General features: G+C 63.7%; 17 protein-coding genes. 9 read left to right on the top strand and 8 right to left on the bottom strand.

The annotated features are described in order from the left end of the window. Positions 1-138: 138 nt before the first annotated feature. Positions 139-1,350 (bottom strand): MFS transporter, encoded by a 1,212-nt coding sequence (locus tag OX459_RS06475; protein ID WP_289904249.1) that lies wholly within the window; start codon positions 1,348-1,350, stop codon positions 139-141. Between the two features lie 144 nt (positions 1,351-1,494). On the opposite strand from OX459_RS06475, the gene OX459_RS06470 reads away from it, so the two are divergent. Continuing rightward, positions 1,495-1,731, top strand: a complete 237-nt coding sequence (locus OX459_RS06470) for a DUF3820 family protein (protein ID WP_034749909.1) — start codon at positions 1,495-1,497, stop codon at positions 1,729-1,731. Positions 1,732-1,739: 8 nt separating this feature from the next. On the opposite strand, the gene OX459_RS06465 is transcribed toward OX459_RS06470, so the two are convergent. Beyond that, positions 1,740-2,123, bottom strand: coding sequence for a glutaredoxin (locus OX459_RS06465; RefSeq protein ID WP_251351461.1), 384 nt, complete (start codon positions 2,121-2,123; stop codon positions 1,740-1,742). 117 nt (positions 2,124-2,240) lie between these two features. Between OX459_RS06465 and OX459_RS06460 the strand changes: the two genes are divergently transcribed. Continuing rightward, positions 2,241-2,783: a hypothetical protein gene (locus OX459_RS06460; RefSeq protein WP_289904248.1), complete on the top strand. Its 543-nt coding sequence runs from the start codon at positions 2,241-2,243 to the stop codon at positions 2,781-2,783. Positions 2,784-2,796: 13 nt separating this feature from the next. Here OX459_RS06460 and OX459_RS06455 read toward each other — a convergent pair whose 3' ends face one another. Both OX459_RS06455 and OX459_RS06450 read right to left on the bottom strand, forming a co-directional pair. Beyond that, positions 2,797-3,618, bottom strand: a complete 822-nt coding sequence (locus tag OX459_RS06455) for an APH(3')-I family aminoglycoside O-phosphotransferase (RefSeq protein WP_289904247.1) — start codon at positions 3,616-3,618, stop codon at positions 2,797-2,799. Between the two features lie 16 nt (positions 3,619-3,634). Then, on the bottom strand, positions 3,635-4,123 hold the full coding sequence (locus OX459_RS06450; protein WP_077406995.1) for an Lrp/AsnC family transcriptional regulator: 489 nt from the start codon (positions 4,121-4,123) through the stop codon (positions 3,635-3,637). Positions 4,124-4,200: 77 nt separating this feature from the next. Here OX459_RS06450 and OX459_RS06445 point away from each other — a divergent pair, with 77 nt between their 5' ends. Then, positions 4,201-5,091, top strand: a complete 891-nt coding sequence (locus OX459_RS06445) for a DMT family transporter (RefSeq protein ID WP_289904245.1) — start codon at positions 4,201-4,203, stop codon at positions 5,089-5,091. 3 nt (positions 5,092-5,094) lie between these two features. Here the strand turns inward: OX459_RS06445 and OX459_RS06440 are convergent, their stop codons facing one another. After that, complete coding sequence (locus OX459_RS06440; RefSeq protein ID WP_289904243.1) at positions 5,095-6,318, bottom strand: MFS transporter; 1,224 nt, start codon at positions 6,316-6,318, stop codon at positions 5,095-5,097. A 98-nt stretch (positions 6,319-6,416) separates the two neighbouring features. Here OX459_RS06440 and OX459_RS06435 point away from each other — a divergent pair, with 98 nt between their 5' ends. Further along, positions 6,417-7,331 carry a LysR family transcriptional regulator gene (locus OX459_RS06435; RefSeq protein ID WP_289904242.1) on the top strand — a complete coding sequence of 305 codons (915 nt, stop codon included), beginning with the start codon at positions 6,417-6,419 and terminating at the stop codon, positions 7,329-7,331. Here OX459_RS06435 and OX459_RS06430 read toward each other — a convergent pair. Beyond that, positions 7,328-9,487, bottom strand: a complete 2,160-nt coding sequence (locus OX459_RS06430; protein WP_251351451.1) for an EAL domain-containing protein — start codon at positions 9,485-9,487, stop codon at positions 7,328-7,330. The two genes, OX459_RS06435 and OX459_RS06430, sit on opposite strands and share 4 nt — an antisense overlap. 153 nt (positions 9,488-9,640) lie before the next feature. Continuing rightward, entirely contained in the window at positions 9,641-10,567 is a 927-nt protein-coding gene (locus OX459_RS06425) for a LysR family transcriptional regulator (RefSeq protein ID WP_251351450.1), read from the bottom strand. A gap of 166 nt (positions 10,568-10,733) precedes the next feature. On the opposite strand from OX459_RS06425, the gene OX459_RS06420 reads away from it, so the two are divergent. From OX459_RS06420 to OX459_RS06400, 5 genes are all read left to right on the top strand, one after another. Continuing rightward, positions 10,734-11,435: a pirin family protein gene (locus tag OX459_RS06420; RefSeq protein WP_289904239.1), complete on the top strand. Its 702-nt coding sequence runs from the start codon at positions 10,734-10,736 to the stop codon at positions 11,433-11,435. 27 nt (positions 11,436-11,462) lie between these two features. Then, entirely contained in the window at positions 11,463-11,864 is a 402-nt protein-coding gene (locus OX459_RS06415) for a DoxX family protein (RefSeq protein WP_289904238.1), read from the top strand. A 160-nt stretch (positions 11,865-12,024) separates the two neighbouring features. Then, a complete protein-coding gene (gene ribA, locus OX459_RS06410; protein ID WP_077407024.1) occupies positions 12,025-12,678 on the top strand; it encodes a GTP cyclohydrolase II in 654 nt (217 codons plus the stop codon). Between the two features lie 69 nt (positions 12,679-12,747). Beyond that, positions 12,748-14,148 (top strand): serine protease, encoded by a 1,401-nt coding sequence (locus tag OX459_RS06405; RefSeq protein WP_289904237.1) that lies wholly within the window; start codon positions 12,748-12,750, stop codon positions 14,146-14,148. After that, positions 14,145-15,125 (top strand): FHA domain-containing protein, encoded by a 981-nt coding sequence (locus OX459_RS06400; RefSeq protein ID WP_289904235.1) that lies wholly within the window; start codon positions 14,145-14,147, stop codon positions 15,123-15,125. Before OX459_RS06405 ends, OX459_RS06400 begins: the two co-directional genes overlap by 4 nt. Before the next feature lie 74 nt (positions 15,126-15,199). On the opposite strand, the gene OX459_RS06395 is transcribed toward OX459_RS06400, so the two are convergent. Then, positions 15,200-15,856, bottom strand: a complete 657-nt coding sequence (locus tag OX459_RS06395) for a CCXG family PEP-CTERM protein (RefSeq protein ID WP_099667172.1) — start codon at positions 15,854-15,856, stop codon at positions 15,200-15,202. Positions 15,857-16,263: the final 407 nt, after the last annotated feature.

Genomic DNA, 16,263 nt, shown 5'->3' with positions numbered 1-16,263 from the left:
TTTTGTTTCTTCCGTTATAAATAAATATCGTGGGACAGACCTGCTGGAATACGAGGCCGGAGCATAAACGACAAATATTTCAGCTTGATTACAGGCAAGCTGCACCGTGGAAGCGACGCCAAGCGGACGCCCCGCTTCTCAATGCCCCGTCGCCTGCATCGCTTTTGCGCCAGCGGGCCGCACGGGGATCGGGTTCAAACGGTCCAGGCGGCCGCTCAGGGCCGTCAAGCCGAATGCGCCCAGCACGACGAGGGCGCCGATCCAGCCCGTGTGCACGAGGCCCAGGTGTTCCACGATCAGGCCGCCACCCCAGGCGCCGCCGGCGATGCCCAGATTGAAGGCGGCGATATTCAGGCCGGACGCCACGTCGACGGCGCGGGGCGTGAAGTGCTCCGCTTGCTGCACGACATATACTTGCAAACCAGCCACGTTACCGAAGGCCACGGCGCCCCACAGCAGCACGGTGATGACGACGAGCACGGGATGCGGCGCCGTGAAGGTGAGCAGCAACAAGACGGCCGCCAGCAGCAGGAAGATCAGTTTCAAGGCGCTGACGGGGCCTTTCTTGTCGGCCAGCTTGCCGCCCCAGATATTGCCGAACGCCACGGAGACGCCATACACGAGCATCACCACGCCCACGGCGCCGGCGCTGAAACCCGACACTTGCTGCAGAATCGGCGCCAAATACGTGAAGGCGATGAAGGAACCGCCATAGCCGACGGCCGTCATGGCGTACACCAGCAGCAGGCGCGGCTGGCCCAGCACCTGCACTTGCTGCAGCAGCGAGGCCGGTTTACTGTGCTTGATGGTCGATGGCACGTACAGCAGGCTGCCGACAAAGGCGATCAAGCCCAGCGCCGAAACGGCGAGGAAAGTTTCGCGCCAGCCGAAATGCTGGCCGATGAAGGTGCCCAGCGGCACGCCCGTCACCAGGGCCACGGTCAAGCCCGTAAACATGATGGCAATCGCGCTGGCCGCCTTGTCTTTCGGCACCAGGGACGTGGCGATGGTCGAGCCGATGGAAAAGAAGACGCCATGCGCCAGCCCCGTCAGGATGCGGGCGATGACGAGGGTTTCGTAGCCCGGCGATTTCCAGGCCAGCAAGTTACCCAGAGTGAACAAGACCATCAGCGAGAGCAGCAAGGTCTTGCGCGGGATCTTCCCCGTCAGGGCAGTCAGCACGGGCGCACCGACGGCGACGCCCAGCGCATACAGGCTGACCAGCAAGCCGGCCGATGGCAGGTTGACGCCCAGGTCCGCGGCGATGGTGGGCAACAGCCCGACGATGACAAACTCCGTGGTTCCGATGGCAAATGCGCTGAGGGTCAGCGCGAGCAAGGCAATGGGCATGGCAAACTCCGATAAATGATGTTGGCATGCAGTATCGGGGTTTTCTTTGTTTCGAAAAATACCTCATCAGGCAGAAGATAGTTGCGCACAGCTCAATAATAGAGCGGTCTGCTACACTGGCCGCATCCACACGGGGTCACCACCATGAATTCAGAAAAACTGGCGCTGCTGGTCACGCGCGAAATGCCATATGGGAAATATCAGGGACGCTTGCTGGCCGACTTGCCCGGCCACTACCTGGGCTGGTTCGCGCGCGAGGGCTTTCCCTCGGGCGAACTGGGCAGTCTCATTGCGCTGATGTACGAGCTCGACCACAACGATCTGCGCAGCTTGCTCGACCCCTTGCGCACGCGCAAGTCGCCGTGGCGGCCGGGCGAGTAAGACAGCGCTTAAAACTCGCGCACTTTCTTTGCCAGCATGGCGCTGAACTCGCCGTTTTCCACGAGCTTGTGCAATTCGCTGGCACCACCGATGAGCACGCCGTTGACAAAGACCATGGGGAACGTGGGCCAGCCCGTCCACATCTTGAGGGCATTGCGGCGGTGCCACTGGTTCAAATAGCTGCCGTATTGCAAGTACTGGTAGGGCGTGCCCAGCACGTCGAGGATCTTGCGCGCCTTGCGCGGAAACGGATTGAGCGCCATGCCGACGACGACCACCTGGTGCGCGGCGATGGCCGCCTGCACTTCGCGCACGATGTCCTTGTGCTTGCTGCCGATCAAAGGGCGGGCGGCGGGATGGATCTGGGCTTGGTCAAGGATGGCGCGGGTCATGAAAGTCCTGGGGTGAGTGGCATGCGGAACACGCATTGTGCCACGCGCCCAGGCGGGCGTGGGCTACACTGCACCTCTTCTCCTCCACCCGTGAAATATATGCAAGGAATCATTCCCATGCCTGAATACCGCACCCGCCGCCTGCTCGGCGCTCTTCTGCTCGCCGCCGCCACTTGCGCCAGCGCCGCCGCTGCAGCATTTGCTGCCGCTGCCGATGGGGGACTCGAAAACGGCCTGATCCATGCGCTGCACCTGAAAAAAGGCACGACGCAGCGAGTGGGCACCTCCGGCAAGGCCATCGCCGCCTACATGCGCGAAGGTTTTATTGGCAAGCGCCCCAACCAGCGCTTCGACTACACGGATTATTACCTGCTCAAGAAACCGGCCAGCTTCATGGGACACGAACTGGTGCTCATCGAAGAGGAATACATCACGCAATACATAGGCTGCTGCGTCAGCCCCGGGGCCGGCGTGACGGTAAAGGTCAACGGCAGCACGCAAAAGCTGCAAGCGTTCGCCCGCGCCCAGCGCTGCACCCTGACCGACCCCGTCGATATCCGGAAAAACCTGCGCGAAGTGGCCATCCAGGCCACGCTGCCCAAGGGCCATTACGCCTCCTTGAGTTGCCGCGAACGCGACGCCGAGCGCGAAGAGCCGTGATGACTGCCAGCACTCAGAACAGCTCGTCGAGCAGCAGATGGAATTGCAGCTTGCCTTGATCGATATCAACGATCCCATATTGCTGAACAAACCTTGGCGGTAGCGCTGCGTCCAACTCACCAAGAGCACGCCAAACGATGGCCAGGTCCTGGTAACGGTCGGCAACGCCCGCCCGGCCCACGTCGAGGCAGCCGACGACGGCGCCATCGTGCATCAGGATATTTTCCAGCGAAAAATCGCCATGCGTGACGACGAGGTCTGGGATGAGCGGCAGGTGGTCTTGCAGCGCCAGCCACACTTGCTGCGCCGTCCAGCCTTCCCGCTCGGCATCGAAATCGCCGGCATCGACGAAGCCCGCATCGATGCGCCGGCGCGCCTGGGCCAGCCGCACGGCATGGCCGGCGTCGAATGGGCAGTCGCTGACGGGAAGCGCGTGCAGGCGGCGCAGGAAGGCCGCCAGCGCGTCGGCCACGGCGGGACCCAACGCAGGATTGTCTTCCAGCACCTGGCACGCCGTGTTGCCCGGCAGGGCCGCCGTCAGCAGCCATGCCTGGTCCGGTTCTGCCGCGCAGGCAAATTGCGCCACGGCCGGCACGGGCAGGTACTGCGCCAGCCAGCGCAGGCGCGCCAGTTCCTCGGTGAGTTCGGCAGCGGCGGCACCCGTGCCGTGTTTGAGGAACAGGTCCGGCGCGCCATCCCTGCCCTGCAAGCGGTAGACGGCAGCGTCCGACTCACCGACGCTGTCGCGCGCCCAGTCGTACCCTGCCACGGCGGCGCGCATGCTGGCGGGCATGGCGGCCAGCATGGCCGCTTGTATCTGGTTAGAAATGCTCATCTGCCTGGCCCTTGTTCTATGTCAGCGGCACATGCAAGCCCATCTTGAGGCAAGTCAAGGCCACCGACGTGCGGTAGCGGCGGATATTGTCGTCGCCGCCGAACAGGCGTTCCGTCAGCGCCTCGTATTCGGCCATGCTGCTGGCCGTGATGACCAGCAGGTAATCGGCCTCGCCCGTGATGCCGTAGCACTGCTGGATGGCGGGTTCGGCCATGATGCGGGCGCGCATGCCGGCCGTGCGCAACGGATGCTCGTCGTGCAAATGCACTTCCACCGTCAGTATCAGCGGGCGGCCCAGGCGGCTGGCGTCGAGCACGGCCACCTCGTTGCGGATCACGCCGCTCTCGCGCAGGCGGCGGATTCGCCGCTGCACGGCCGGCGCGGACAAGTGCACGGCCTGGGCGATTTCCCGCTGCGAGGTCGTGTTATCGCGCTGCAAGATATCGAGGATGGCCAGGTCGAAGGCGTCGAGGGCGACAGCAGGCGTGAGCGAAAGTTGCGTCATAAAGGTCAAAATGCAGTGCAAATATCGGAGCAGACACAATAAACTTTCACCACTTCGATATCAAGCCATTTATCACCATGCCATTACGCCGCTATTCCTCCTTGATTCCCCTGCTGGCCATCCTCGGCTCCGTCACCTGCCTGGGACTGGGCACGTCATGGGCCAAGCACAGCCTGTTCCCGCTGGTGGGCGCGCAAGGCACGACGGCCGTGCGCGTGGGCTTTTCCGCCCTGCTGCTGTTGCTGTTCTGGCGCCCGTGGCGCTGGCAGCTGAGCCGCGCCGACTTGCGCACGGTGGCCCTGTACGGCGCGGCGCTGGGGCTGACGAACCTGTGCTTCTACATGGCCTTGCGCACGATACCGTTCGGCATCGCCGTCGCCATCGAGTTTTCCGGCCCGCTGGCCGTGGCCCTACTGGCCTCGCGCCGCCCGCTCGACTTCGTCTGGGTGGCCCTGGCCGTGGCGGGACTGGCGCTACTGTTGCCGCTGGGTCACGACGTCAGCAATCTCGATCCCACGGGCGTGCTGTTCGCCCTGGGCGCGGCCGTCTGCTGGGCTTCGTACATCGTCTTCGGCAAGCGCGCCAGCCATTTGCATGCGGGCCACTCCGTGTCGCTGGGCCTGGCCATGGCCGCGCTGGTGGTGGTGCCCGTGGGCGTGATGCACAGCGGCGCCGCCCTGCTCTCGCCCGTCGTGCTGGGCGTGGGCCTGGGCGTCGCGCTCATTTCCAGCGCCATCCCGATCTCGCTGGAAATGGTGGCCCTGAAGCGGCTGACGCCGCAGGCGTTCGGCATCATGAGCAGCATGGAACCGGCCGTGGCCGCCATGCTCGCATTTATCCTGCTCGACGAACGGCTGGACGCGCCGCAATGGCTGGCCATCGCCATGATCATGGCCGCATCGATGGGCAGTTCCTACATGGCGCAGCGCATGAAGAAACCGGCACCGGCCGTCGCCGTGCATACCTGAACCTCAGTGCGCGGCCGCGCCCGCCACGTGGGACGCCAGGTTCTTGCGCGCCAGCCAGGCCAGCGGCAACAGGGCCAGCAGCGCGGCGGCCACGCCTGCCCAGGGCGACGACGCCATCAGCTGGCGCGAGACCATCAGCGCACCGAGCATGGAACCGAAGGAAATGCCGAGGTTAAACGCGGAAATGTTCAGGCCCGAGGCGAAATCGACGGCGTGCGGCGTGTAGCGCTCGGCCGTGGCCAGCATGCCTGCCTGCAAAGCGGGCGACAGGCCGAAGGCGAACACGCCCCAGACGAACAGCATCACCGTCATCATCCAGGGCGAACTGATGCTCAGCGCCACGCCCGCTTGCGTGACGGCCAGCAATAGCAGCATCGCGCGCAAGGCCTTTTGCCAGCCCAGGTGGCTGGTCAGGTAGCCGCCCGCCAGGTTGCCGGCAAAGGTGGCGGCGCCAAACACGATCAGCAAGGCGCTGGCCATGGTGGCGGAAAAGCCCGTCACGTCCGTCAGGATGGGCGTGATGAACGTGAACGCGGCAAAGCTGCTGCCAAAGCCAAACGTCGTAATCGCCATCATCGTCAGGATGGGGCCGCTGCCCAGCGCCGCCAGCTGCGTCATGGCCTTGCCGCCCTTGCCTTGCTGCAAACCGGCCGGCAGCCAGCGCGCCATGGCGGCCAGGCCCAGCGCGGCCAGCAGCACCACGGCAAAGAAGGGCAGGCGCCAGCCCATCAAGTTGCCGAGGAAACTGCCGAACGGCACGCCGATCACCATGGCCAAGGTCAATCCCGCAAACATCACGGAAATCGCCCTGCCCGCCTGCGCCTTGGTGACGAGGCTGGCGGCCACGGTGGCGCCGATGGCAAAGAAGGTGCCGTGCGCCACGGCCGTGATGACACGCCCCAGCAGCAACAGTTCGAACGTGTGCGAAAAGGCGGCCAGCAGGTTACCGGCCAGGAACACGCTCATCAGCCCCAGCAGGGCAGCCTTGCGCGGCAGGCGCGCCATCAGCAGCACCAGCAGCGGCGTGCCGATGGCCAGCGCCAGCGCATACAGGCTGACCAGCGAGCCTGCCGATTCGATGGAAATATGCAAATCTTTCGCGATGGTCGGCAAGATGCCGACGACGATGAATTCGGTCACGCCGATGGCAAAGGCGCCGACGGCCAGCGCCAGCACACCGGGCGGCATCTTGCTGGCTGAAGTGGAAACAGGGTTTGCGGTGGTCATGGTATTTCTCCGGCAGAGTTCAAGCCAGCCAGTGTATCGATGCAAACGCTTTTGATATAGACTCCAATAATGGAAACACCTGTGAAATGGATTCAATAATGGCCAGGCAAGATATCAACCGCGCGTTCGAAATGGCCGTGTTTGCCGCCGTGGTGGAAACGGGCGCCTTTTCCTCCGCCGCGCGCCGCCTGGCCTTGACGCCGTCGGCCGTCAGCAAGCTCGTCAATCGACTGGAAGCGCGGCTCGGCGCGCGGCTGCTCCAGCGCAGCACGCGCCAGCTGCACACGACGCCCGAGGGCGACGCCTTCTTTATCCAGTGCAAGCGCATCCTCGACGATATCGAGAGCGCCGAGCGCGAAGCATCGCAGGGCGCCGCGCCGCGCGGGCGCTTGCGCATCAACTGTTTCGTGCCGTTCGGCGTGCGCCATCTGCTGCCCATCCTGCCCGAGTTCGCGCAGCGCTATCCCGACATCGTGCTCGACGTCGTCGTCAGCGACGCCATCGTCGATCTGCTGGAAGACCGCACCGACATCGCCATCCGCACGGGCAAGCTGAAGGAATCAAACCTGGTGGCGCGCAAACTCGGCGAAGACGCGATGGTCGTCGTGGCGTCGCCTGCCTACGCGGCGCGCCACGGCTTGCCGCGCACGCCGCAGGAGTTGTCACAGCACAATTTGCTGGCATTCAACTTCCGCTGCCAGAACGAAACCTGGCCCTTCCTCGATGGCGCGGGCGGATCGATACAGGTGGCGCCGCAGGGCAATACCTGCGTCAGCGATGGCGAAAGCATGCGCCAGCTGGTGCTGGCCGGCATGGGGCTGGGACGCTTTTCGCGCCAGCACGTGCTGCGCGACATCGAGCGAGGCGATTTGATACCCGTGCTGCAGGACTACAACCCGGGCGACAAGGAACTCGTGCACGCCGTCTTCGTGGGACCGGGCTTGCAAGTGCCAGCCAGGGTGCGCGTGATGCTCGATTATCTGCTGGAAAAAGTGCAGCTGGGTGGCGCTTAAAGCGCCAGTTCTTCCAGCCGCAACTGCCGGCCTTCACCCAGCATCAGCTCGAATTCGGCCGCCGGCACGGCCGGGCTGAACAGATAACCTTGCAGCTGGTCGCAGCCGAGTTCGCGCAGGAAGCGCATCTGCTCGGCCGTTTCCACCCCTTCGGCGACGATTTCCTGGCGCAACTGCTGCGCCATGGTGACGATGGCGCGGGCGATGGCGCAATCGTTTTCCTCGAACGGCAAGCCGATGACGAAGGAGCGGTCGATTTTCAAGGTGCTGATGGGAAATTTCTTCAGGTAGGCCAGGCTGGAATAGCCGGTGCCGAAGTCGTCCAGCGCCAGCGCCAGGCCCATGGCCACCAGCTGGTTCATGATGTCGATCACCTTGTCGGCGCCGCGCATCAACAGGCTTTCCGTGATTTCCAGCATGATCTGGTCGGGCCGCACGCCGTAGCGTTCCAGCACGGCCGCTATGCGCGCCGGCAACTGTTCATCGAACTGGCGCGCCGACAGGTTGACGGCGATGGCCGGCATGTGCAGGCCGCGGTCTTCCCAGCTGCGGATCTGGCGGCACGCCTCGTCCAGCACCCAGGTGCCCAGCTCCAGAATCAGGCTGGTTTCCTCGGCGACGGGGATGAAGAGGCCGGGCGAGACCATGCCGCGCATCGGATGCTTCCAGCGCAGCAAGGCTTCCGCGCCCACGATGCGTCCGCTCGCCAGGCTCACTTTCGGCTGGTAATGCAATTCCAGTTCCTTGTCGCCCAGCGCCAGGCGCATTTCGCTTTCCAGGCGCAAATGTTCCTTGGCCCGGCGGTTCATGTCTTCGCGGTAGAACAGGAAGGTCGATTCGATCGTCTGCCCCGCCTTGGCCACGGCCACGTCGGCAAAACGGAACAGGGCCGGCGCTTCCAGGCCGTCTTCCGGATACACGGTGATGCCGATGCTGGCGCCTACGTGCAGGGCGTGCGCATCGATATTGATCGGTGCTTCCAGCAAATTGAGCAGCTTTTGCGCCACGTTGGCCGCGTGTTCGCGCTTTTCGATATGCAACAGGGCCACGACGAACTTGCTGTTGTCGACCCGCGCCAGGATGTCGGCGTCGCGCAAGGCGCCGCGGAACAGCTGGCCGATGGCGATCACCAGCTGGTCGCCCACTTCATGGCCCAGCGTGTCGCTGATGGAACCGATGCGGCTGATGTCGATGACCATCAGCGCGCCATGCGTGCCCTGGCGTTTCGCCTCGGCCAGGCCCTGGTCGACCAGCTGGTTCAGCAGGCAGCGGTTGGGCAAGCCCGTCAGACTGTCGTAGTTGGCCATGCGCTGCATGCGCGCCTCGGCATCCTTGTGCACGGAGATATCGGAAAACAGGGAAAACACGTGGCTGATTTCGCCGAATTCGTCGCGCACGACGCTGATGGTGACGTCTTGCGGGAACAGTTCGCCATTCTTGCGCTTGCCGATGATTTCGCCGCGCCAGGAACCGTGCCCGCGCATGGCGGCGCGCACCTTGGCGCGGAAATCGGGGTCGTGCACGCCCGAGCGCAGCAAGTCCGGCGTGCGGCCGATGGCTTCGGCCGGCGAATAGCCGGTGATGCGGCTGAAGGAACTGTTGATGGAGACGATGCGCTCTTCCGCATCCGTGATCAGCACGGCTTGCTCGCTGTCCTCGATGATGCGTGCGTGCAACCTTACCTTGTCCACGTCGGACAGCGGCTCGCTCATGGCCGACAGGCGCACGGCCATGCCGCACGCCTTGCCCGCCTGGTCGTGGATCACGTGGCGGTGCATGCGCAGCCACGTCACCATGCCCGACTTCTTGCGCCGGCGCACATCGGTGGCCACGTCGCCCTGCGTGAAATGCAATTCCAGCACGCTCGCTTCCGCGTCGTCTTCCGGATACAGGAACAGGATGTGCTGGCCCAGGGCTTCCAGCTCGGAATAGCCGAACATCTGTTCGGCGCCATGGTTCCAGCCGATCAAGAAGCCGTCAGGATCGATTTCCAGCAAGGCGTCGGGGGGCGCCACGCGCACCACGGGCCGGCTGGCGCCGCGCAGCCGCTCCAGCTCCTCCTCCAGCCGCGCCAGGGTGGCGGCCTGCTGCGGCCCCGCCTGTTCACGGGCATCCTGGGCCAGGCGCAGGCACAGCGCAACCTTCGCCTCAAGCATGGCAACCCCACTCTAGGGCCAGGTCAGGGGAACAGATCAGGGGCGCTGCGGTGTGTGTAATCATCAAAATCCCACTGTGGGGCGTGGAGGTCGGGCGGAAATACTGTGAATATGGTAACTTAAAAATGTTGGCGTATGTCAACATTTTAAGACCTACGCCGAATGGCCCGGCAGATGCTGCGCCAGGCGGGCAAACACATCCGGTTCGCGCATGCGCGCCATCCACCAGCGCAGCGCCGCGCCATCCTCACCCACTCTCCAGGCCAGGTAAAACGTTTCCGACGGTTTCGGCTCTTCCACGGCCTTTTCCACCAGCAAGCCACGCGCGATGGCGGCGCGGGCGCACGGTCCCGGCAGGAAGCCAAAGCCCAGCCCCAGCACCTGATAGTCGAACTTGACCTGCATGTTCGGCACGCTCAAGGCATCCTGCCCCAGCAGCAGGCCCACCGTGCGCGGCGCCATCTGGCGCGCCGAATCGGCCACCACCACGGCCCGGTGCTGCTGCAGGTGGCCGCGCGACAAGGGCTCCTGCACCTGCGCCAGCGGATGCGTGGGCGCCACGGCAAACACGAAGTCGAGCATGCCGATCGGCTGCGCGATATAGCCGCCGCCCGCCGGCCCGTCGCCGGGCGCGCCCACCAGCAAGTCGGCGCGCCGGTCCAGCAGCGCTTCCCACGTGCCCGACAGGGTGTCTTGCGACAGGCGCAAGCGCGTCTGCTGCGCCACGTCATAAAAGGCGCGCACGTCGTCGGCCAGGGCCACGGCGGAAAACATGGAATCGATGCCGATGGACAATTCCGTTTCCCAGCCGGACGCCACCCGGCGCACGCGGTGTTCGAGGTCCTGCGCTGCCTTCAGCAGGTAGCGGCCCTCTTTCAGCAATTCCTGGCCGGCCGCCGTCAGCATGACTTTCGGCCCGTTGCGCTGGAACACTTGCACGCCGAGGTCATCTTCCAGCTTGGCCACCGTATAGGAAATGGTGGACGGGACTTTGTGCAACTCCTTGCCGGCCGACGAGAACGATCCGCGGCGGTCGATGGCGTCGACGATTTGCAGGGCTTCCAGGCTCAGTCTTAACATTCGATTTTTTCGATCATAGGTCGCAAGATTTTCCGTTTTTCTTTCCCTGCACAGGGGCCTATACTTTGTTCATCGTACAGCGAAGGGCAGAAAAGAGCCGCGGCGTAGCGCCAGGCAACGGTCCTTCGAAATTATCGCACATTAACTTATAGAAACGGAGTCCACCATGTTACAGATTCGTCACAGCGAAGAACGCGGCGCCGCCAACCACGGCTGGCTCAATTCCCACCACAGCTTTTCCTTCGGCAGCTATCACGATCCGTTGCACATGGGCTTTGGCCCCTTGCTGGTGATCAATGAAGACCGCGTCACGCCAGGCCAGGGTTTCGGCACGCACGGCCACCGCGACATGGAAATCATTTCGTATGTGCTCGACGGCGCGCTGGAACACAAGGACAGCATGGGCACCGGCTCCGTCCTGCACTACGGCGATGTGCAGCGCATGAGCGCCGGCAGCGGCGTGCGCCACAGCGAGTTCAACCATTCGAACACGGATGGCTTGCACTTCCTGCAGATCTGGATCCAGCCGAACGTGACGGGCATTCCGCCCAGCTATGAAGAGAAACACTTCGCGCCGGACAGCAAACGGGGCAAGCTGCGCCTGATCGCTTCCTCCGACGGCCGCCAAGGTTCCGTGCTGATCCACCAGGATGCGGCCATCTACGCCAGCATTCTGCAGGAAGGCGAACAGGCCGAACACGCGCTGGAAGAAGGCCGCCTCGCCTATGTGCACCTGATCCGCGGCAGCCTGGTGGTCAACGGCACGCCCTTGAAAGCGGGCGATGCGCTGAAACTGACGCAGGAAGCCAGTGTGATCATCACGCAACCCGAGGACGCGGAATTCCTGGTCTTCGACTTACCCAAATAATTGATAAATATACAGAAAGAGAAAATCATGGAAAACAAAACCAATGTATTGCTCCCCCTCGGCCGTGCTGCCCTTGGCGTGCTGTTCTTTGTCTCGGGCTTGCTGAAAATCGGCGCCTTCGCGGGGGTGGCCGGCTACATGGCCAGCCAAGGCTTGCCAATCGCCAATATTTTGCTGGTGGGCGTGATCGTCCTGGAAGTGGGCGGCGGCTTGCTGCTGATCACGGGCTGGCAGGCGCGCTGGGCGGCGCTGGCCCTGGCGCTGTTCCTGATTCCCACCACCGTGATCTTCCACGCCTTCTGGAGCGCGGACGCGACCCACTTCCAGGACCAGTTGACGAACTTCCTGAAGAACCTGTCTATCTTCGGCGGCATGCTGTTGCTGGTGGAGCGGGGCTTCGGCAAGGCCGGCCGTCTTGTAAAAGGCTGATCCGGCCGCAATTAGAGCAATATCACCAGGCATTCCAGCTTTCAAATCTCAGCCAGGGGAAATGGCTTCCCCTGCTTTTTGGTATGATGACAGGGCGCGCCGGCACCGGAGTGGTGTCGCGCGCCTTTTATTTTTGACAATAACCTATATGAGCACAACCATGCAAAGCGGCGCAGACCTCCTGGCGACAGGCGAATTGGATTACACGACTTCCTGCGCACTGCCGACGCCGTGGGCCCAGTTCACCCTGCACGCCTTTGTCGAGCACGCCACTGGTAAAGAACACCTGGCCATGGTGCTGGGCGATATCGGCAACGGCGAACCAGTGCTGGCGCGCGTGCATTCCGAGTGCCTGACGGGCGACGTGCTGTTTTCGCAGCGCTGCGACTGCGGCGCCCAGCTCGAGGGCGCCTTGAAACGCATCGCCGAAGAAGGCCGCGGCATCTTGCTGTACCTGCGCCAGGAAGGACGCGGCATCGGCTTGATCAACAAGATCCGCGCCTACCGCCTGCAGGAAGCGGGCGCCGACACGGTGCAGGCGAATGAACAGCTGGGCTTCAAGGCCGACGCGCGCAACTACACCCTGTGCAAGCCCATGTTTGCGCAATTCGGCATCCACAGCCTGCGCTTGATGACGAACAACCCGCGCAAGATCGCCGCCATGGAAGCGCTGGGCATCACGGTGGCCGAACGGGTGCCGCTGCTGGTCAACCGCAACGCCTTCAACCAGCACTACCTGAATACCAAGCAAAGCAAGCTCGGTCACATGATGACGCCGCAAACGGCGCCGGCGCTGGAAGACGGCGCCCTGTAGTCCCCCGGGCCGGCGCGTGCGCGATACCGCGCCGCGCCGGCCGCGCTCCTGCTCACGCACAAAGGATGCATGAAATTATCTAACTACGCCTGCTTGCTGGCCAGCCTGTGCGCTGCCGCAGGCGCACACGCGGCCGCGGCGCCTGTACCTGCCGCGCCTGCCGCGGCCACCACCGCTTCGACTCCCCCCATCAAGCCGCCGCCGGCCACCGCCGCGCCCGCCGCCACCGAACATGCGGCCCTGCCGCCGCCCTCGTCGGCCGCGCAAAAGCTGTACACGGCGGCGCGCGCCGACATCCTGCAAGTGCGCGTGCTGCTGAAAAACGGCCGTACGCAGTCGTCCGTGGGTTCCGGCTTTTTGATCGGCACGGGCGACCTGGTGGTGAGCAACTATCACGTGGTCTCCCAATTCGCGCTCGACCCCGATACCTACGTGGGCGAATGGGTCGACACGAGCGGCCAGCGCGGCAATGTGGAATTGCTGGCCGTCGACGTGCTGCACGACCTGGCCGTGCTGCGCGTGAACCGCCATGGCACGGGTTTCTTCAAGATGCCGGAAGGGCTGGCGCCCTTGACGCAGGGGCAATACCTGTATTCGATGGGCAATCCGCTGGACCTGGGTTTCGCCATTTCGGAAGGTTCCTATAATGGCGTCGTCACACGAAGCTTCTACGATCAGCTGATGTTTACGGGACCGATCAATTCCGGCATGAGCGGCGGCCCCAGCGTCACGGCGAATGGCGACGTGGCCGGCGTGAATGTGTCGAAACGCCTCGATGGCGAACTCGTCAGTTTTCTCGTGCCTGCCCGCTATGCCCAGCAATTGCTGGCCAAGGTGGCGCAGCAGGGCAAGGCGCCGAAGGACTTCAAGCCGCTGGTGACGGCGCAACTGCTGGCGCACCAGGAAGTCATGCTGGCGCGCCTGCTCGACACGCCATTGAGCCTGAAAGCAATGGGCCCGTACCGCGTGCCCGTGCGCGAGTCCGACCAGATGCGCTGCTGGGGCCGCTCCAACGTCAAGTCCGACAAGCCCTACATGCTCGACAACACCAGCTGCGCCATGGAATCGGCCATCTTCATCTCCGGCGCCCTGCAGACGGGGCAAGTGTCGATGCGCCACGAATTTTTGCGCAGCAGCGGTCTGGGCGCCCTGCGCTTTTCCGAACTGGCCAGCGCTTCGTTCAAGAATGAAAGTTTCGGCAGTTACAAGAGCGCCAGCCTGACGGGCCCGCAATGCACCGAACAATTCGTCAAGAACAAGACCCTGCCCCTGCGCGCCGTCCTGTGCGTGCGCGCCTACCGCAAGTTTACCGGCCTGTACGACTTTGCCCTGCTGGCCGCCAGCACCGATGAGCCACTCATGAGCCTGCAAAGCCGCATCGACGCGCGCGGCGTGTCCTACGCCAACGGCATGCGCGTCACGCGCACCTTCCTCGAAGCGCTGTCGCGGGAAAGCCGCCGCAAGCCATGAAAGCACCATACTTCATCGAAATCCTCGCCGACAATGGCGAGGTGCGGCAACGCCAGCGCATAGCCACCTTGCCGATCCGCATCGGGCGCGGCTACGACAACGACTTCATCCTCGACGACGCGCATACGGCCGCCGCGCACGCCATCGTCGAAGACGACGGCGCAGGCGGCCTGCTGCTGCGCGACCTGGGCAGCCAGAATGGCGTGATCCACCGGGGCCAGCGGCAACTGCAGGTGGCCATGACGGGCAACAGCATCGTGCGCCTGGGCCACACGCGCCTGCGCGTGCGCGCCAGCGACCACCCGGTGGCGCCCGAACTGGGCGACACGACCCGGCACGACTGGGAAGGCTTGCGCCCCGCCATCGCCGGCCTGGCCATGATCGGCGCCTCGGCAGCCTTCAGCAACTGGCTGAGCGATGCGGACGCCTTCGAGCCAATTTCCTACCTGATGATCATCGCCTACGCGCTGGCCGGCGGCCTCGTGTGGGCGTCGATCTGGGCCGTGGCAAACCGCCTGTTTGGCCATGGGGCGCGTTTCGGCCGCCACCTGTTCATCATCGGCTGCGGCTTGCTGGCCATGGAAGTGTGGGAACTGGGCAGCAATGTGACGGCGTATGCGCTGTCGCTGGAAGTGCTGACGCGCTACGGACGGCATATGTTCATCGTCATTGTATGCGCGATGATCTATTACCATTTGTGCACGATCAAGCCGCAGCATCCGCGCCGCTTCGGCCTCGTCGCCGTCGTGCTGGCCATCGTCGGCTCGACCCTGATCCTGCTGAGCAACCTGCAGGCCAGCGGCCGCCTGGCCGACGAAGCCTACATGGCCGTGATCTACCCGCCAGCCTTGCGCCTGGGCCCGGATCACACGACGGACGCCTTCTTCCGCGACGCGGCCAGCCTGCAGCGCGCCGTCGATGCCGAGCGCGGCCAGGCGGCCAAGGGCGCCGACGAAGACGAAGACAGCGGCGACTAAGCCGCTATCAAGCAAAAAGCCCGCCGCATCCTGACGGAGCGGCGGGCTTTTTTACGTGCGCTCGGGACGTGCGCTTAAAACTTGGCTTCCTGCTTGCGGCGCGCCGTGAAGCCCAGCAAGCCCAGGCCGATCAGCAGCATGGCATAGGTGCTTGGTTCCGGCACGGCCGAGACCAGGCCGTCGGTGCTGGAAAAGCTGGCGAAATTGTTGTTGCCCGCCTTGAACTGGACTTGCTGGCCGCCATCGCAGCAGCCTTCCAGGCCGAAGATGCTCAAGGTATGGTTGCCTGCAGCCAAAGTGCCCGAACCGGCGAGGAACTGGCTGCTGCTATTGTAGTTACCGGCCCACCACAGGTCGCTGCTCTTGAAATCCAGCGCCACGCCGTCGAGGAACAGGGCGCCGCCCTTGCCGAAATCGACGCCGCTGCGGAAGCTCCAGGCGCCCGCATCGGCCGCGCTGACGCCAAAGTTGATCACCGACTTGAAGGCGATATTCGAACCGCTGCCGAACAGGCTGCTATTCGTGACATTGTTGTAGCTGGCAATCGTCGTCGTGCCATAGCCGGCGCCCGGCGTGGCCACGGCGGCATTCACAACGGACTGGTAAGCGGCGGCGGACGCCTGCGCGCCGGCATTCGAGTAGCCGGTGGAAACGGTGATGGTGCTGGCGTTCGCGTGGGCAAACACACCAACGGCGATCAGGGACAAAGCGATTTTAGGCAAGTTTTTCATAATGGGTATCCAGTCAATAAGTATTCAACGGGCGCAACAGGCGTGAAGGCGCTTGAGCTGAATACACGCTGCATTGAGGCGTGTCGGCATAGCGCAAGAATTGCAAGAATGAGCGGTCGGGGGCGTGGCTTCCGCAAAACTTCGCGGACTTGCGGCGTGCCATGGCGGCACTGCAAGCGTCCTGGAAAGGGTTCGGGTTCCCGGGACAAAACCAGACAATTGACGGGTCAGGTGAAACGTTGAATCTATTCTATCTTAAATTCCCTAGAAGAAAAGTATTTTTCTTTTAGCCATGTAAGATATTTATATGATAAGTACCTTGAAACAGGCTGAACAAGCCTGCCGGGATGGGCATTTTACCCCTGGCGCGCTGGCCGGACCTGTCGCGCAAGCGCCACAAGCGCGCG

The organism is Janthinobacterium sp. SUN026 (genome assembly GCF_030397625.1).
GTDB classification, from domain to species: Bacteria; Pseudomonadota; Gammaproteobacteria; order Burkholderiales; family Burkholderiaceae_D; genus Janthinobacterium; species Janthinobacterium kumbetense.
This window is presented reverse-complemented; position numbering and strand designations above follow the sequence as displayed.

What these genes read in the sequence shown, in the direction of transcription:
- OX459_RS06440 (WP_289904243.1), bottom strand. Translation starts at nt 6,318, where the DNA reads ATGACCACCGCAAACCCTGTTTCCACTTCAGCCAGCAAGATGCCGCCC.
- OX459_RS06445 (WP_289904245.1), top strand. Translation starts at nt 4,201, where the DNA reads ATGCCATTACGCCGCTATTCCTCCTTGATTCCCCTGCTGGCCATCCTC.
- ribA (WP_077407024.1), top strand. Translation starts at nt 12,025, where the DNA reads ATGCAAAGCGGCGCAGACCTCCTGGCGACAGGCGAATTGGATTACACG.
- OX459_RS06450 (WP_077406995.1), bottom strand. Translation starts at nt 4,123, where the DNA reads ATGACGCAACTTTCGCTCACGCCTGCTGTCGCCCTCGACGCCTTCGAC.
- OX459_RS06405 (WP_289904237.1), top strand. Translation starts at nt 12,748, where the DNA reads ATGAAATTATCTAACTACGCCTGCTTGCTGGCCAGCCTGTGCGCTGCC.
- OX459_RS06435 (WP_289904242.1), top strand. Translation starts at nt 6,417, where the DNA reads ATGGCCAGGCAAGATATCAACCGCGCGTTCGAAATGGCCGTGTTTGCC.
- OX459_RS06415 (WP_289904238.1), top strand. Translation starts at nt 11,463, where the DNA reads ATGGAAAACAAAACCAATGTATTGCTCCCCCTCGGCCGTGCTGCCCTT.
- OX459_RS06470 (WP_034749909.1), top strand. Translation starts at nt 1,495, where the DNA reads ATGAATTCAGAAAAACTGGCGCTGCTGGTCACGCGCGAAATGCCATAT.
- OX459_RS06400 (WP_289904235.1), top strand. Translation starts at nt 14,145, where the DNA reads ATGAAAGCACCATACTTCATCGAAATCCTCGCCGACAATGGCGAGGTG.
- OX459_RS06465 (WP_251351461.1), bottom strand. Translation starts at nt 2,123, where the DNA reads ATGACCCGCGCCATCCTTGACCAAGCCCAGATCCATCCCGCCGCCCGC.
- OX459_RS06475 (WP_289904249.1), bottom strand. Translation starts at nt 1,350, where the DNA reads ATGCCCATTGCCTTGCTCGCGCTGACCCTCAGCGCATTTGCCATCGGA.
- OX459_RS06430 (WP_251351451.1), bottom strand. Translation starts at nt 9,487, where the DNA reads ATGCTTGAGGCGAAGGTTGCGCTGTGCCTGCGCCTGGCCCAGGATGCC.
- OX459_RS06425 (WP_251351450.1), bottom strand. Translation starts at nt 10,567, where the DNA reads ATGTTAAGACTGAGCCTGGAAGCCCTGCAAATCGTCGACGCCATCGAC.
- OX459_RS06395 (WP_099667172.1), bottom strand. Translation starts at nt 15,856, where the DNA reads ATGAAAAACTTGCCTAAAATCGCTTTGTCCCTGATCGCCGTTGGTGTG.
- OX459_RS06420 (WP_289904239.1), top strand. Translation starts at nt 10,734, where the DNA reads ATGTTACAGATTCGTCACAGCGAAGAACGCGGCGCCGCCAACCACGGC.
- OX459_RS06455 (WP_289904247.1), bottom strand. Translation starts at nt 3,618, where the DNA reads ATGAGCATTTCTAACCAGATACAAGCGGCCATGCTGGCCGCCATGCCC.
- OX459_RS06460 (WP_289904248.1), top strand. Translation starts at nt 2,241, where the DNA reads ATGCCTGAATACCGCACCCGCCGCCTGCTCGGCGCTCTTCTGCTCGCC.